This window comes from Williamsia muralis NBRC 105860, assembly GCF_001598915.1.
Lineage (GTDB): Bacteria > Actinomycetota > Actinomycetes > Mycobacteriales > Mycobacteriaceae > Williamsia > Williamsia muralis.
Genome location: NZ_BDAP01000002.1, coordinates 880,960 through 896,781, shown reverse-complemented (window position 1 = coordinate 896,781; position 15,822 = coordinate 880,960). Strand labels below are relative to the sequence as shown.

The window sequence follows — 15,822 nt, the reverse complement described above, 5'->3', positions numbered from 1 at the left end:
TACCCCCTAAAATTGAAGACGTCGGGCTCTGGTGTCTTCGAGGCCCACAGATTCCTGCTACTTCCGCGTTTTGAAAGCAGGTGACTTGGCGTTTGTCGGTGAGGCCTCCTCGAGGGTGGTGGCCCCGGCAGGTTGCCGAAGCCCGATCTATCTTCCCGATACCGGTCGGTCGACGGGCACGTTCGGACTCGACGTTATCGCTGCGCCACCGAACTGAGATACGGCACCCGGTTCGGCGATGATTCGCCGCAACCCGTCCCGCATGTGGTCGACCATCAGTTCGTCGGCCGATTTTGTGTCCCGCTGGGCGATTGCCGAAACGATGCGGCGGTGTTCGGAGATCCGCTCTTCGGCGGATACGTAGGTGCCTCGCATGGCCCCCAGACACATCCGTGTCTCGACGAGAATGGTCTCGTGAAGTCGCGAGAGCCGGGGGCTACCTGCGAGTTCGACGAGTTCATGGTGAAATGCCATGTCCGCGTCCGCAATCTGCGGACCGTTGGGGTCGTCCGCGTACCGCTCCATCTCCTCGACTGCGGCGGTGAGGACGTCGACGGCGTCGTCTGGGCGGCGCAGGATCACCTGTTCGAGTGCGGCGCGCTCGACCGCGGCCCGGGCGACGTACATGTCCTTGATGTCGTCGTCGTCCATCGTGATCACGAACAGACCGCGGTTCCGGTAGCTGACCAGCAGCCCTTCCTGCGTCAACCGCTGCATGGCCTCACGCAGTGGTCCACGGCTGACACCCAGATCGGCCGCCAGGCCCGATTCGGTCAGTTGCGAACCGGGAGGAAAGTCGCCTTTGGCGATGGCTGCACGCAGTTGACGGGCGATGATGGCCGGAGTCGACTCCTGGACCAGGGGTTCGAGTACCCGAGGCCTGGCCACGCGCCCGCGGGCACCGCCGGACTTCTTGATCTCATCGGACATGAGTCACCGCACCCAAACCCCTCGCGTTCCGTCTTCGTAGATTGTTGACAATCTACCGCAATGGCGGGCTCACACAACCTGCCTGCCGGTTTTTGGCGGCGACGAACACCGGGGTCAATTCAGCTGCTTGCGGTGATCGCCAACCCCACGGTGCCCTTCTTGCCTCTGCGCAGCAGGCTGCCCTTGACCGTGACCCATCCGAGAAGCCCGTACTTCTTCTGCACCACGTCCCTGGCGTGGTCACTGCCCGGCGTATCGAGGATCTGGGCCGTGCCGGGCACGGGATCTCCGTACGTCTGCTTGCCCCGCACGTCGCACGCCTGGACCACCACGGCCGGATTACGGCGCAACCGCTTCACCTTCCATGAATCGGTCACCGTCCACATCAACAACTTGTCGCCATCGAGCGCCGCCCACAGCGGCGAGGACACCGGTGTCCCGTCTTTACGGAACGTGGTCAGCTGCACGTATTTCGCAGTTCCTGCCTGCCCAAACGGTGTTGTCATCAAAAGCCCTTCGTCGTCAGCCCTTGTCCGCAGATGCTACGCACCCGGTGGAGGTACGCCTTTCGACGTCGACAACGCCTCCGACATGACGTCGGCGATGATCGCGTACCCGATGAGAAGCACGACAGTCGATTGGCTGGCGAATACCGCGCCGCGGCAGAATGATTCGTGCTGTCGAGGCACTCACAACTGTCGGTACTCGAACACGTGTTCGACAAATGGTCAGCATCGAGGTAGTCTGGGATCAGTTGATCGAGGCCCGGGGGGACCAACCGATGACCGATACCACTTCTCTTGATCCACCGGCGACGCCGGTGTTGATCGGCCTGTATCGAGACCTGAGTTCTGTCCTGGACCGAATAGCGGATGCGTCTTCGTCAGATCTTGACGACGCGTCGGTGTGCGAGCCGGCACGAATGAACGAGAAAGCTGTTCGTGCCCTTGGTTTTCAAGGTTTGCAACGGCTACTCGAAGTGTCAGATCGGGGCGCATTCCGCAAGGCCGGGCATCCGACTTTGCACCGCTTCGTGATGAGTGAGTTGCGGGTGACCCGCGGCGATGCGTCATCGCGGCTGAAGGCATTGGATGCCGTCGCCCGGCTTCACTCCCTGCAGGGCGAGATGCTTCCGCCGAAGTGCCCTGCAGCAGCAAAAGCGCTGGCGGAGGGAGTAATTGGTCTCGCGCACATGGATGTCATGCTCGATGTGCGCAGACACATCCCCAACAAGGCCGCGCCCGAGGTACTCGACGTTGTCGATGCGTGGATGGTCGACAACGCGCGCACGATGAATCCGACCGACCTGATCCAGTGTGGACGCGAGGTGCTGGCGCGGGTCGACCCCGACGGCGCACTGACCGATGAGCAGGACCGCAAACGCAATCGCGGGTTGAGTGTGGGCGAACAGGGCGCAGATCTGATGGCCAAGATCACCGGCACCCTCGATCCGCAGACACTGGCACTGTTCAAGACAGTCCTCGATGTGTGGGCTGCCCCAGGCATGAACAACCCTGATGACCCCGATTCCCCGGCCGGAGCCGTCGACGATCCGGGCCACCACAAAGCACTGATCGAGTCGGCCGCCCACCGCGACACCCGCACCACCGCCCAGCGCCAACACGACGCGTTCAAAGCGATTCTGCGCACCGTCCTGGAATACAAACTTCTGGGCACGTCCCACCGCGGGTTGCCGGCCCAGGTGATCATCACGATGACAAAGCAGCAACTCGACGACGTGGCAGGCATCGCAACCACCGCGTCGGGGGTGGATCTCCCAGTCAAAGACGCTCTCGAACTCGCCGCTCGCTCAGACAAGTCGTTGGCTGTATTCGCACATCACTCGGCCGAAGTCCTGTACTACGCGCGGGCGAAACGCGTTGCCCAGCAGGGCCAGCGGTTGGCGTTGTTCGCCGCCTACCGTGGCTGTTCGCACCCGGGTTGTCGCCAACCGGCCACCTGGGCCGAGATCCATCACGTGAACGCGTGGATTCTGGGTGGCCTCACCAATGTCGATGAGCTGGTGCCGGCCTGCCCCGCCCATCACGCCATGATCGGCGACGGCCCTGACCAGTGGCATACCGTCATACTCACCGAAGGCGCCGACGCGGGCCGGGTCGCCTGGATCCCGCCGGCATGTGTTGATCCCGATCAAGTCCCGCGGGTCAACCGGGCCAACCACGTGGGCGAAACCGTTGATGCCGAATGGGCCGAGGTCATCGCCACCCGCGACGAAGCGCTCAGAGAACACGAACATCGGTTGATGCGGCAGAGCCATTCGCAGCCGCCAGACCTCCCGCCGGAAGACCCGGCCGGCAGGGACGATGAGGGCTGACAAGCCACAACAGGTGGACAGGTGCCGGCGGTTTGCGCCGGACGCAAAGGGGTAGTCTGCGCAACAAGTTTCTCGCAGCGCAACGAGAGGGCAGATCATCATGCCGACAACAACCCCACTGCCTGCTGTGTCGACGCCCGGCGTCATCCTGCGGCACGGAAACGTCTGCACGGACGCTCAGTCGTGAGCACCACAGAGAAGAACCCCGGCGGATCGGCCACGTCGGCGACGTTGGGCACCAGCCTCAAACCCAGACACATCACGATGATCTCGATCGCCGGCGTCATCGGTGCCGGGCTGTTCGTCGGTTCAGCGAATGCGATCGAGAAGGCCGGGCCGGCAGTCATCATCTCGTACGCGCTTGCCGGAACACTTGTGGTGCTGGTGATGCGCATGCTCGGCGAGATGGCCACCGCCAACCCCAACACGGGTTCCTTCTCGGTCTATTCGCACAGGGCATTGGGGCGCTGGGCGGGCTTCTCCGTCGGATGGCTCTACTGGTGGTTCTGGGTGCTGGTGATTCCTGTGGAGGCCACCGCGGCCGCGGAGATCTTCAGCAAACTCATCGGCGGCGAACAGTGGATCTGGGCCCTTGCCGTCACACTGTTGCTCACCGCCACCAACCTCATCAGTGTCGGGAACTACGGCGAGTTCGAGTTCTGGTTCGCCTTGATCAAAGTTGTTGCCATCATTGCGTTCATCGCGATCGGCGTGGTGGCGATCCTCGGCTTGTTCCCGGGTTCGGAGACCAGCGGGGTCAGCCATCTCTGGGAGCCCGACGGCTTCCTTCCGAACGGATCCACCGCGATCATCTCGGCCATGCTGGTGACGATGTTCTCTTTCATGGGCACCGAGATAGTCACCATCGCCGCGGCCGAATCACCCGACCCGGAAAAGGGCATCACACGCGCGGTGAACTCGGTGATCTGGCGCATTAGCATCTTCTACATCGGTTCGATCTTCGTGGTGGTGGCCCTTGTGCCCTACAACCAGCTCGATGACGGGTCGTATCAGACAGTGCTCGAGACGATAGGTATTCCCGCGTCCGCGCAGATCATGGACGTGGTGGTGCTGACGGCAGTCGCATCGTGCCTCAACTCCGCGTTGTACACAGCATCACGGATGTTGTATTCGCTCGGCGAACGGCACGAGGCTCCCGCCGCGGTCAAGAAGCTGACGGCCAACGGGGTCCCGTGGGTGTCGGTGCTCGCATCGATGGTGCTGGGATTCCTCGCAGTCATCGGCAATTACGTCCTCCCCGACAAGATCTTCGGCTACCTGCTGGCCACCAGCGGCGCAGTTGCGCTGTTCGTGTACCTGTCCATCGCGGTGAGCCAGCTGGTACTCGGTAAGTCGATGCGAGCCCGCGATCAGGTTCCCGCCGTGAGGATGTGGCTGTTCCCGTACCTCACCGGACTGGTCATCGTATTCATCGTCGCCGTGCTGATACTGATGGCGTTCGACTCCGATCAACGCGACGCCATCACGTTGTCGACCATCTCGGCGGTCATCATCGTGGCCATCGGCATCTGGATGCAAAAGCGGCACGGCGATCGCGGGTACGACGCCCCGGATGCAGCAAAGGCCGCTGCCCCTGGCGCCCCCGGACCCAAGAAGTAGTTGCCTTTCAACCCTACGCATGGTTAGGCTCTCCTAACTCAAGTTGGATTTTGGTGAAGGGTGAAGCATGCGCCGGGCGTTCGATCACGGAAAAATCATCGGCAGCGTGCTGGTTGCCTTGTCGCTACTGGCGGCAGGCTGTAGCTCCCCAGACGACGAATCCTCCGACAACGGGGCTTACGAACCGGTGGTTGTCGAGCACCAGTTCGGTTCCACCACAATCGATTCCGACCCGATGACGGTGGTCACGCTGACGGGCAGCTGGACCGATTCCCTCCTCGCACTCGACGAACCGATCAAAGCCCGGTACGTGACCGAGGGATACGCCGGCGAGAACAACCGATTCGAATGGACGCCGGAGAACGACGCCGAGGTCATCACCTATTTCGGCACGGAATCCATCAGCGTCCCCCAACTCGCTGCCCTCGCGCCAGATCTCATCCTCGCCGGATATCTCGGCAGCGAGGACGAATACAAGCGGATCAGCCAGGTGGCCCCGACCATTCCGGTGATGGCCAAGGATGCGGTCATGGACTCCTGGCAAGACGTGACACTGACGGCGGGCCGGATCTTCGGCAAAGAAGACAAGGCCCAGTCACTGGTGGACGATGTGGAATCTCAGGTCGCCGACTTCAAGACGGATCATCCTGCAGCACAGAACAAGACATTCTCGTTCGGACAGCTGACCCAGGAAGGTCAGGTCGGTGTGGTCGCCGACGACACCGATCCGGTCAGCAAGTTGATGTCGTCGATGGGCATGGTTCTCGACCCCAAGGTCAAAGAGGTCGCCGAAGGCCAGACACGCGTACTGATCTCGCGTGAACGCACCGATCTGCTGAACTCCGACTTGCTCGTACTCTGGCCACTGGGCGGCGATCCGGCGGCGTTCGAATCGCTACCGGGCTGGTCGAATCGGACAGCCGTCAAAAGCGGTGCGGTGGTGTACGTGAACAACAACAACGCAGCTGCACTGAGTGAACCGACGATCTACTCCGTTCCCTACGCCTTGAACCTCATCGGGGCGGCGGCGGACAAGATCCCCGCCTGATCACATCCCACGCGCCGCGAGCTCCTTCGACGTCGCCCAAGCCGCGATGTCGCCGCGACCGATGGCCACCGCAAGAAGTTCTGGGAAAGCGTCGGGTGTGCATGCAAAAGCCGGTATGCCCATGGCGGACAGAGCCGTTGCGATGTCCCGATCAAATACCGGCGCACCCTCATCGGACAGCGCCAGTAGCACGATGACCTGCACCCCGGCCGCTGTCATGGCAGCGACCCGGGCCAGCATCTTCTCTCGGAGGCCGCCCTCGTAGAGATCGGAGATGAGGACAAAGATCGACTCGGCAGGTCGGGTGACCAGGCCCTGGCAATACGCGATCGCCTGGTTGATGTCGGTACCACCGCCGAGGGTCGCGCCGAACAAGACGTCCACCGGATCTTCCAGTTCGTCTGTGAGATCAACGATTTCGGTGTCGAACAGCACCAGAGAGGTCTTCACCGACCGCATCGATGCCAGCACCGAACCGAAGATCGACGCGTACACGATCGACGACGCCATCGATGCCGACTGGTCGATGGCCACGATGACGTCGCGCCCCAGATGTCGGGCCCGCCGACCATGCCCAACCAGGTGCTCGGGGATCACCGTGCGGTAATCCGGCTGATAGTGCTTCAGATTCCTGGCGATCGTGCGATTCCAGTCGATGTCACCCGGTCGCGGGCGATGCGTGGTTGCCGCCCGGTTCAGCGCACCGGTGACGGCTGCACGCGTCTGGTCGGCCACTCGGCGCTCGACGTCGTCCACCACCTTGCGGACCAGAGCGCGCGCCGATGCCCTCGACGTCTCCGGGATGGCCTTGCCGAGCCCGATCAGTGTGCTCACCATCTCGATGTTCGCCTCGACGGTATCCATCAACTCCGGCTCGGCGAGCAGTTTGGTGATGCCCAGACGTTCGACTGCGTCTCGCTGCATAACCTGAACCACGTTCGAGGGGAAGTACTTTCGAATGTCGCCCAACCAACGGGCCACCGACGGCGCCGACCCGCCCAAGCCGCCTCTGCGCGAACGGTCCGACTCGTAGAGGGCGGCCAGCGACCGATCCATTCCTTGCATGTGTCCGGGATCGGGCGTCCCGAGCGGCTCATCCGCCGCAGTGCCCACCACCATTCGCCACCGTCGCAGCCTGGTGTCTTCCACCGGGTCTGATTCATCAGGAGTCATCAGCGCCATCCTTCGCCGCCGGCAGTGTGGGCGGCTGCGGGGCAGACAGCCCGAGCAGCGCCGCGACAACGGCGACAGCGGGCGCCGCACGCTCCGGGTCGACCGACGACGGAGCCGCCACCTGCACCACACCTCCGCCGATACCCTTCACCGACTCGGCGATGTTGCGACGGATTCCGGCCTCGAACACACTGAACGTGCGCCGCAGCAACGGGACCAGTTCGGTGAACTGCTCGTCGGGCAGTCCGGCCAGCCAGTGGTCGATGACGGCCAGCAGCGACCGATCGTGCACCAGCAGCAGGCCTCCCCCACCGATGAAACCGTCGATCCAGGCAGCCTTGTCCGCCGGCACAGCACCCACCGAGAGCGCACGATGCAAACGCGTTGCCGCCTCATCGCCGTCGATCTCCCTGGAGTCGAGCAGGATTCGGACGATGCGACCGACCAGAGAACCGTGCAGATCCCGCCGATCGGCAAGGCCGCGGAGCACGCCACGCCAGTTCGCTGCTTCTTCTCTGGCCACCCCGCCCTGTTCGAGCAGCGCAGTCACCTCGTGCACCTGATCGATCAACGTCCGGAACTCGGCGGCAGCGTCCGCGCCGAGTCCGGTGATCGCAGCGGGCAGTCCCGCGGAGACCCGGACCAGCAACGATGTGGTGACGTCGGCAAGGGCGCTGGTGTCGGTGCCTCGCACATCGCCGTAGCGCAAGGCCCGTGACAGGGCAGGCAGAGCACTCATCAGATGCTCCACATCGCGGTCGAGCGCAGCGCGGTCGCGTAGAGCGTTCAGCACCTGGCTCACCGCGGCGGGGAGGTCGGCAAGAAGCGCCTGCTCGAGCACAGCGGTGACCCCGGACAGCCGGGATGCCTTCACCGCGCGCTCGATCAGCCTGTTGGTCGCGGCGGCCTCCACCGTGGTCCCCCACGCCGATGCGACCACGATGTCGACCGCGAAATCGGGCTTCCACGCCACGAGCCAGCCCTCCTTGAAGGTGCCCGAACCGCTCACGTCTTCCGGAACGCCCCAGTCGATCGACAAAGCTGCAAGCCGATGCAGCAGAACCGACTTCGCCAGATCAGGAGGTCTGCGCAGGTCCAGCACGAGCTCGCGCACCATGGGCTCGATCTTGAGCCGGGCCGAACGGGCAACAGCCCGCAGATCCGCCTCCAGAGGTACCGTCGGGGCGTCCGCCGGCGTGGACCCCAGCTGTTCCCCGATCACCAGCTCGTCGGCGATCAGTCGCATCACCGTGTCGTCGCCGTCGCACATCACCGCCTCGGTCGCCTCGCTCACCTCCGCGAGCCCCGGCAGTGGTCGCCGCCGGAGCGTCGACAGACTCTCGGCGAGCCGGGCGGCCTCGATGATGTGCGCAGACGAGATCGCGATGTCTTTGGCGCGCAACAGGTGTGCGACCTTGATCAGCCACCGGGTGATCACGTCCTGATGCTGCGTGAACAGGTGGTGGTACCAACCGGGCGACACCACCCCGGCGCCATAGCCCGAGGTGAACGCCAGTCGCGAGTGTGTCCACGGCACCCACGCCAGTTTTGCCCGGACCTTGGGAGTGCCCCGCAGCACTTTCGCATCCGCGGTTGCAGGTGGCAACTTTCCCATCAACGCCGGGGCGTGCCACGCTCCGCAGATCACCGCGACCTTCTGCACGTCTGGCTCTTTGAGCGCTTTGCGCAGCACCTGCCGCATATGCGCCTCGCGTCTTTCCTCGTGTAGTCGTTCATCAAGATCGCCCACCGGCGGAAGTTCCTCGCGCAACGCGGTCATGGCCTCGGCGATGGCATCAAAACCCCCACCATCCGAGCGTGTTTCGATGACGTCATCCCACCATCGTTCCGGATCGTCGTACCCGGCCGCGTCGGCGAGCACTCCGATGGGATCGGTCCGTACGGGGGCACCCGCGTCGAGCCCACCCGGTTCGGCCAGGTCGAGGGTGAGGTCATCGTCCGCCGGCTCGGTCCCGCTCCGGCCACCACCACCGCTGTGGGCCAACACCATCGAAGCAGGGAGGTCACAGAATCGGACCGGCCGAGCATTGTCGACGGCCCAGCGCATGGCCTGCCACTCGGGAGAAAACGCAGCGAAGGGCCAGAATGCCGCGACCGCAGGTTTGGTTACCGCATACGCGAGGATGGCGACAGGCGGCGACATCTCGCCCGACCCGACGAAGCCCACAAGTGGGTCGGCATCCGCCGGTCCTTCGATCAGCACGATGTCCGGGTCGATGCGACTCAACTCGGCCAGGACCCCACGGGCCGAACCCGGCCCGTGGTGCCGTATCCCGAGCACGTAGGTGCCCGGACCAACATCTTCGTGACGCCCGGTGTCGAGCACCTGCGGTGGCGTGGTGCCGGTACTCAGTTCGGACACCGCCGTCAAGATCCGACCTCTCGGCACGCCCGGTAGAAGTCGGCCCAATCCTTGCGTTCGCGCACAACGGCTTCCAGGTACTCCGTCCACACCACCGCATCGGCGACCGGGTCTTTGACCACGGCGCCCAGGATGCCCGCGGCAGTGTCGGAGGGTCGGAGCACACCGTCGCCGAAGTGGGCCGACATCACCGCACCGTGCGTGATCACCGAGATCGCCTCGGCCGTCGACAAGGTGCCCGACGGCTGCTTCACCCGGGTCCTGCCGTCAGCCGTCAGTCCCGACCGCAGTTCGCGGAACACCGTGACCACCCGGCGGATCTCATCGGAGGCACTCGGGATCTCCGGCAATTCCAGCGTCTGCCCGAGGGCTTGGACGCGTTGCGTCACGATCGCGACCTCCTCGTCGGCGGTCGCGGGCAGCGGCAGGACCACCGTGTTGAAACGACGACGAAGCGCCGACGACAGATCGTTCACACCACGGTCCCGGTTGTTCGCGGTGGCGATCACCGAAAATCCCTTGGCCGCTTGCACTTCGGTGTCGAGTTCGGGTATCGGGAGTGACTTCTCCGACAACACTGTGATGAGCGCATCCTGTACATCGGACGGGATGCGAGTGAGTTCCTCGATGCGTGCGATCTTCCCTTCACGCATCGCGGTCATGATCGGTGACGGAACCAGCGCCTGCTCACTCGGGCCCTCGGCCAGCAGTCGGGCATAGTTCCATCCGTAGCGAATCGCTTCCTCCGGAGTACCGGCGGTGCCCTGGATCAACAGGGTGGAGCGGCCGCTGATGGCGGCTGTGAGGTGCTCGGACATCCACGTCTTGGCTGTACCGGGTACCCCGAGCAGCAGCAGCGCCCGGTCGGTCGCAAGTGTCGCGACCGCCACCTCGACCAGGCGCCGGGGCCCGATGTATTTGGGAGAGATCGTCGTCCCGTCGTCCAGCGTGCCGCCCAACAGATAGGTCACCACCGCTGTTGGGGACAGATTCCAGTGTGGCGGCCGGGGCCGGTCGTCGGTGTCGGCGAGCGCCGCCAGCTCGTGCGCATACAGTTGCTCTGCATGTGGTCGCAGGATGTCTGTGTTCACCGTGGACGCATCGGGGTCTGTCACTTCATCTCCTCGGTGATCGCGGCGCGCAGGATCAGCGCCCACTTGAGTGGTTCGAGCAACTGGGGCCAGCTGCCCTTCATCCGGTCGGTGACCGCGTCGATCTGTTCGATCCATCGGTGACCAGGTCCGACGGGGAGGCCGGTACGCAGGTGGTCGACCAGCCCACGCCAATGCCAGAGTTGTGTTCCCGAGCCCGTGATCGACTCTCGGAGAACGAGGTTGAGGGCTGTCGCGGCGACCTCGTCCGGCCACGGCACAGGTAGGTGCGGCAGCACTGCTCCGGGCGGGCGTCGGTTGCGTAACCACCACACGGCCGCCTCACCCCTCTCTGCCTCGTCGAGCACTCCGACAAGGCCGGGTTCGGCGCCTTTCCATTTGTACAGAGCCCGAGCCCACGTCGCGCTGTGTTGCGCGACGGCGGCAGCACTCCACGCGCCGAGGACGATGTCGGCGTCGTCATCGGCGACCGCCTCGACCAAAGAGCCGGGATCCTTGCCGAAGACGCCCTCCCACAACGACAGTGGCGCTCTTTCGAGAACCTGACTGGCAAGCCATCCACCCGCCCCTGTTCCCCTCGGCGGTGTGGGATCGATGCCGTCACGGCGAGCGGCCTGGTCGGCACCCTCGGGAAGTACCAGTGCGACACGCCACCGGCGGCCACCACCGGAACCGACCAGGACAGCGCGGGCTCGCTCGATCATCCGTTTCTGCAATCCGGAGTCGGGAATCTTGGTGAGCAGGCGGGCGGCACCGGCCCGCACCGATCCCTTGCGGTCGTCGAGGGCCATCTCGAGAAATGCCTCGTCGGTGGACGACAGCCCTACCTCGAGCGCGCCGAGCAACGCCGCCCTGACGTCACCGGGCTCCGATGCCCAGGTCTCCTGAAGCCGACGCAGGGCTTCGGCCGAATCCGCTGTACGCCAACGACGCAACACCTCCACCCGCGCCGGCGTGTTTCCGAGCGACCACACCTCCTCGACATCGACATCGGGCTCGGCAGCGAGATCACGGGCCGGGAGGGTGCCGGGGATGTCACTGACATCGCTGATCCACCGTCCCCGTTCACCGACCAAGACCGCTACTGCAGGTCTGATGCGGACCTGTCTGGCAGTGCGTTGCAGCAGCGCCGGGATCATCACCGGTGGCACTCGAAGGTCTCGAGCAGCCATGGATTCGATGGCCCAGGTGGCCAGCTCGTCACCGGAATCGAGTGCCTGACCGAGCAGTCCGGCAAGCCGGTCGTTCATCAGCGGACGGTCCTCGTCCGGTGCGGGCGCCAACGCGTCAACCTGAGGTCCGGTCGGCATCCCCGCCCGGACGGCCACCGTGTCGAGGGCAGCGATGGAGAAGACCGCTGCAACAGCGTCTCTGCGGTCGATCCGGCTCACCGGTTCGGCGATGGCCGGGTCGAAGTCGGTCATCTCGAGCGCTTTGCCACCCACCCCCACCGTGGCCGCGGATACCAATTCGTCCCAGGCGTTCACGCCGCACCTGTCTGCTGCACCGAAAGTGGTTCGGTTGCAATCGGATCGAGCCCTTCCGGTCCCAGTTCGCCGAATACCTGCACGGCATGGCCGCCGGAGATGGCCAGCAGGGTGTACCAGCGGTCGTCGGACGCGTCGAGGCTCACCGACGCGCCGTCGTCGTCGACGAGCAGCCTGACACCGTCAGCGACGGCGGGGCGCCCGACAATGGCCACCGGAAACGTCTGCAGCCAGGGGTCTTTCGCTATTGCGTCCGCCCGATCGGCGAGTGCGGCCGCGACGGTGTCCCCGAAGAGGGTTGACCCTGAACCGGCCGGATCCGGCGGCCTCATGCCGAGGTCGCCGTCGGCAACCAGCGCGCGCAGCGGGGGCGACCCCGGGTAGAAGTACAGCGGGCCGTCGAACACCATGCCTGCGAGGAACCGGCCGTCGAGCCCGGCCGTGGTGGGCGCGAACGACAACACCACCGCACGTCGTCCGGTCCCGCTGCCCCACAACCAGATCCGGCGGGTGACCAGCTGTTCATCATCCCGGTCACGGACGGCCACGATCTTCCAGGTGTCGCTCACGGGTGAGCTCGCCAACACGTCGGCCCGGGCAACCGGGTAACCGACATGCCTGCGTACGTTCGCGGCCATCGCCGGATCGAGGTCACGCAACGATCGATGTGCCTGCACCAACAACCGAAGCATCGCCAGTTCTCGGAGCAACCGCTCGGGCCAGCGGGTGCCCGTCACCATCGCAGGCAGCTCACGCACCCGGCGGGCCAGGCCAGGCGCCTGCGCATCGACGAGTCGCGCCGCCACCGGATCGAAACGCCGGTAAGGATCCGCCTCCGCACCGGCCAAGCCGCTGCGCACCTGGTCATCGAGCCACATCTCGAACTCGTCCAGGCCGCCGGCGACGCGGAGTTCTCGCTGCTGTGCAGTGCGGGCCGCGCGTTCGGGATCTTTCGGTTCCGCTCGGACCGGGCGGGAGGGGGCCGCGGCGGCTTTCGCTATGCGCTCATCAATCCACGGTCTGGCAAAGTCTGCGACCTGCGGTTCTTCGGGCACACCGCCCGCAGTCCAGAGCAACATCAGCCCGAGCGCATGTTTGCAGGGGAACTTCCGCGAAGGGCAGGAGCACTTGTAGGCAGGGCCGCTCAGATCGACGATCGTCTGGTACGAATTTCTACCGCTGCCTCGGCAGAGCCCCCACACCACCTGGTCGGCGCAGCCCTGCGAGGACCACGGCGCCGATACGGAGAGTTTGCGGCCCGCCGCCTGCGAACCCGGGTCGGGGGCGAGCGCCAGTACCTGCTCGGCCCGCCATCGCTGTGTGCCCACACTTCCAACCAACCACAGAGCCCGGACAACCGCATCGACCGGGAGTTCAGAGGTTCTTGGCGACCTCACGGAACGTCTGGTACGTGGCCTTGAGCGTGTCCGCCGCCACGGTCGAATCGGCTATCGAGCCGGCCTGCCCGCACCGCCAGGTGTCGAGCGAGATGTGCATGAGCGACATGTACACCGAGACGATGACACGCACCCGCGCGTCGTCGGCCGGCACTTCCATCCGCTCGGCAACCTTGTCGCTGATGCTGCGGAACTTCCTGTCGCTGAGTTCCATGCCACGCGCATTCACCGCCGGCGCGTTCTGGATGATCCGGTTCATCGTCTCGAACCGGGAGAGATCCACCGAGCCGACGGGGCATTGTCCGCCGAGGATCTGCACCTGCGCGTTGATCAGTGCCTCGATCTCGTTTCCGGTGCGCGGTTGCGCGTCGAGGGAGTCGGTCATGGCCAGGATCATGTCCTCGACCGGCGCGAGCACAACGTCCTCTTTGGTCGCGAAGTACCGGTTGAACGTTCGGGGCGAGATGTCCGCGGCGTCCGAAATCTGGTCAACCGTGGTGGCCTCGAAGCCTTGTTCGTCACACAACTTCAGGGCAGCCGCGATGAGCCGATCACGGGTCTGGACCTTCTTGCGTTCCCGAAGACCGGCCCTGACCTGGCCAGTTGCGGCTTGTACGAGTGTCACGTCCACATGATAACTCGACATCCCAGAAATTGCTGCGGAGCGCGCCAATTGGCAATGTCCGTATTTTGTCGCTTGACGACTTCTGTCTGACTCTGCCACTATTGCCGAGGACCCAATCACCCCCTCTTCAGATATGAGGATCTCGTGGCTTCACCCGACACCGTCATCTCACAGGATTCACCTGACAGCGGGCTCGCGAAAGACAGCGCGGCCGCACCGAAGTCGACCGGCGACTCGCGCCGATGGTGGGCGCTGGGAATCATCGCCCTCGCCCAACTGATGGTGGTGCTCGACGCCAGCATCATCACGATCGCGTTGCCCTACGCGCAGGTCGACCTGGACATCTCCGACGCCAACAGACAGTGGGCGCTCACCGCCTACACCCTGATGTTCGGCGGTCTACTACTACTGGGTGGCCGGATGGCCGACTACCTGGGGCGCCGCCGGATGTTCCTGATCGGCCTGGCCGGCTTCGCCGCATCGTCGGCCATGGCCGGATTCGCTTGGGACGCAATGTCCTTCTTCGCCGGACGCGCGCTGCAGGGTGTGTTCGCAGCCATCCTCGCCCCCGCAGCCCTGTCCCTGATCACCGTCACATTCACCGAACACCGTGAACGTGCACGCGCTTTCGCCGTCTACGCAGCGGTGTCGGGGGGTGGCGCCGCGATCGGCCTCATCGCAGGTGGCGCGCTCACCGAGTACCTGTCGTGGCGCTGGACCATGCTGGTCAACACCCCGATCGCGATCATCGCGGCCATCGGTGGACTGTGGCTGGTGATCCGGGACATCCCCACCAAACGAACCGGTGGCTACGACCTCCCCGGCGCGATCACGGTGACCCTCGGCCTGATCAGCATCGTCTACGCGTTCACGAAGGCAGCTGAATCCGGCTGGGGCGCGGCATCGACCATCTTCTTCTTCGTCGCCGGCGCAGTGTTGCTCGCCGTGTTCGTGGCGATCGAGATGCGCACGTCGAATCCGCTGCTGCCGCTCCGTATTCCTGGCGAACTCAACCGCGGTGGCGCCTACCTGGTCGCCTTCATCATCCCGACTGCGATGTTCGCGATGTTCCTCTTCCTCAGCTACTACTTCCAGAACACCCTCGGGGAGACACCGCTGCGGGCCGGAGTCCTGTTCCTCCCGTTCCCGATCGCTTTGATCGTGTCGGCGGGAGCGGCCAGCTCCCTGCTGCCACGGTTCGGTCCGCGACCGTTGATGATCGCCGGCACCGTCTCGGGCGTCCTGGGGTACCTCTACCTCGCCCAACTGGACTCCGACTCGTCATGGCTGGCCCATATCCTGCCCAGTGAGCTCCTGATCGCCCTCGGGATGGGTCTGGTGTTCGTCGCCATGCAGGCAGTGGCGCTGCACCGCATCGACGTCAAGGACTCGGGCGTGGCCAGCGCCCTGGTGAACACGGCGCAGCAGGTCGGCGGTTCGGTGGGCGTTGCGCTACTGAGTACGATTGTGGCGCAGGTGTTCTCGAACGATTCCGGCAGCGCAACGAGGATCGGCGAAGACGGGAAACCGGTTCCTGTCGATCCAGAGGCCTTCATCTCGGCCAGCATCCACAGCTACGACGTCGCGTTCTACTGGGGAGCCGGGTTCATGGCGCTGGCCCTTGCGGTCACCGTCTTCATGATCCGCATGAATCGGCACGCCCTGGGCGACGAAACCCAGAATGCCGCGGTGGTCGCCGCCTGATCTTCATC

The 15,822-nt window shown here is 64.7% G+C and carries 12 protein-coding genes; 4 read left to right on the top strand and 8 right to left on the bottom strand.

Annotation, left to right across the window (positions count from 1 at the left end; all coding sequences use genetic code 11):
* Positions 1–147: 147 nt before the first annotated feature.
* Together WIMU1_RS10880 and WIMU1_RS10875 are read right to left on the bottom strand one after the other, a co-directional pair.
* Complete coding sequence (locus WIMU1_RS10880) at positions 148–930, bottom strand: GntR family transcriptional regulator (RefSeq protein WP_062797071.1); 783 nt, start codon at positions 928–930, stop codon at positions 148–150.
* A 119-nt stretch (positions 931–1,049) separates the two neighbouring features.
* Positions 1,050–1,436, bottom strand: coding sequence for a PPOX class F420-dependent oxidoreductase (locus WIMU1_RS10875; protein ID WP_062797069.1), 387 nt, complete (start codon positions 1,434–1,436; stop codon positions 1,050–1,052).
* Positions 1,437–1,711: 275 nt separating this feature from the next.
* Between WIMU1_RS10875 and WIMU1_RS10870 the strand changes: the two genes are divergently transcribed.
* The 3 genes from WIMU1_RS10870 to WIMU1_RS10860 all read left to right on the top strand — a co-directional run bounded on the left by WIMU1_RS10870 (position 1,712) and on the right by WIMU1_RS10860 (position 5,933).
* Entirely contained in the window at positions 1,712–3,265 is a 1,554-nt protein-coding gene (locus WIMU1_RS10870; RefSeq protein WP_158599244.1) for an HNH endonuclease signature motif containing protein, read from the top strand.
* 264 nt (positions 3,266–3,529) lie between these two features.
* A complete protein-coding gene (locus WIMU1_RS10865; RefSeq protein ID WP_084248156.1) occupies positions 3,530–4,885 on the top strand; it encodes an amino acid permease in 1,356 nt (451 codons plus the stop codon).
* Positions 4,886–4,952: 67 nt separating this feature from the next.
* Complete coding sequence (locus WIMU1_RS10860; protein WP_062797063.1) at positions 4,953–5,933, top strand: ABC transporter substrate-binding protein; 981 nt, start codon at positions 4,953–4,955, stop codon at positions 5,931–5,933.
* Here the strand turns inward: WIMU1_RS10860 and WIMU1_RS10855 are convergent, their stop codons facing one another.
* From WIMU1_RS10855 to WIMU1_RS10830, 6 genes are read right to left on the bottom strand one after another with little or no spacing between them, the layout of a single operon-like run.
* Positions 5,934–7,106, bottom strand: a complete 1,173-nt coding sequence (locus WIMU1_RS10855; protein WP_062797609.1) for a VWA domain-containing protein — start codon at positions 7,104–7,106, stop codon at positions 5,934–5,936.
* On the bottom strand, positions 7,096–9,480 hold the full coding sequence (locus tag WIMU1_RS10850; protein ID WP_443097283.1) for a DUF5682 family protein: 2,385 nt from the start codon (positions 9,478–9,480) through the stop codon (positions 7,096–7,098). Before WIMU1_RS10850 ends, WIMU1_RS10855 begins: the two co-directional genes overlap by 11 nt.
* A gap of 14 nt (positions 9,481–9,494) precedes the next feature.
* Positions 9,495–10,604 carry an ATP-binding protein gene (locus tag WIMU1_RS10845; protein WP_062797061.1) on the bottom strand — a complete coding sequence of 370 codons (1,110 nt, stop codon included), beginning with the start codon at positions 10,602–10,604 and terminating at the stop codon, positions 9,495–9,497.
* On the bottom strand, positions 10,601–12,088 hold the full coding sequence (locus tag WIMU1_RS26165; RefSeq protein WP_062797059.1) for a DUF5691 domain-containing protein: 1,488 nt from the start codon (positions 12,086–12,088) through the stop codon (positions 10,601–10,603). Before WIMU1_RS26165 ends, WIMU1_RS10845 begins: the two co-directional genes overlap by 4 nt.
* Positions 12,085–13,416: an SWIM zinc finger family protein gene (locus WIMU1_RS10835; protein ID WP_062797057.1), complete on the bottom strand. Its 1,332-nt coding sequence runs from the start codon at positions 13,414–13,416 to the stop codon at positions 12,085–12,087. The genes WIMU1_RS26165 and WIMU1_RS10835 overlap by 4 nt, the downstream gene beginning before the upstream one ends.
* 46 nt (positions 13,417–13,462) lie before the next feature.
* A complete protein-coding gene (locus WIMU1_RS10830; protein ID WP_307714653.1) occupies positions 13,463–14,110 on the bottom strand; it encodes a TetR family transcriptional regulator in 648 nt (215 codons plus the stop codon).
* 144 nt (positions 14,111–14,254) lie between these two features.
* Here WIMU1_RS10830 and WIMU1_RS10825 point away from each other — a divergent pair, with 144 nt between their 5' ends.
* A complete protein-coding gene (locus WIMU1_RS10825) occupies positions 14,255–15,814 on the top strand; it encodes an MFS transporter (protein ID WP_243404608.1) in 1,560 nt (519 codons plus the stop codon).
* The last annotated feature ends 8 nt before the right edge of the window (positions 15,815–15,822 follow it).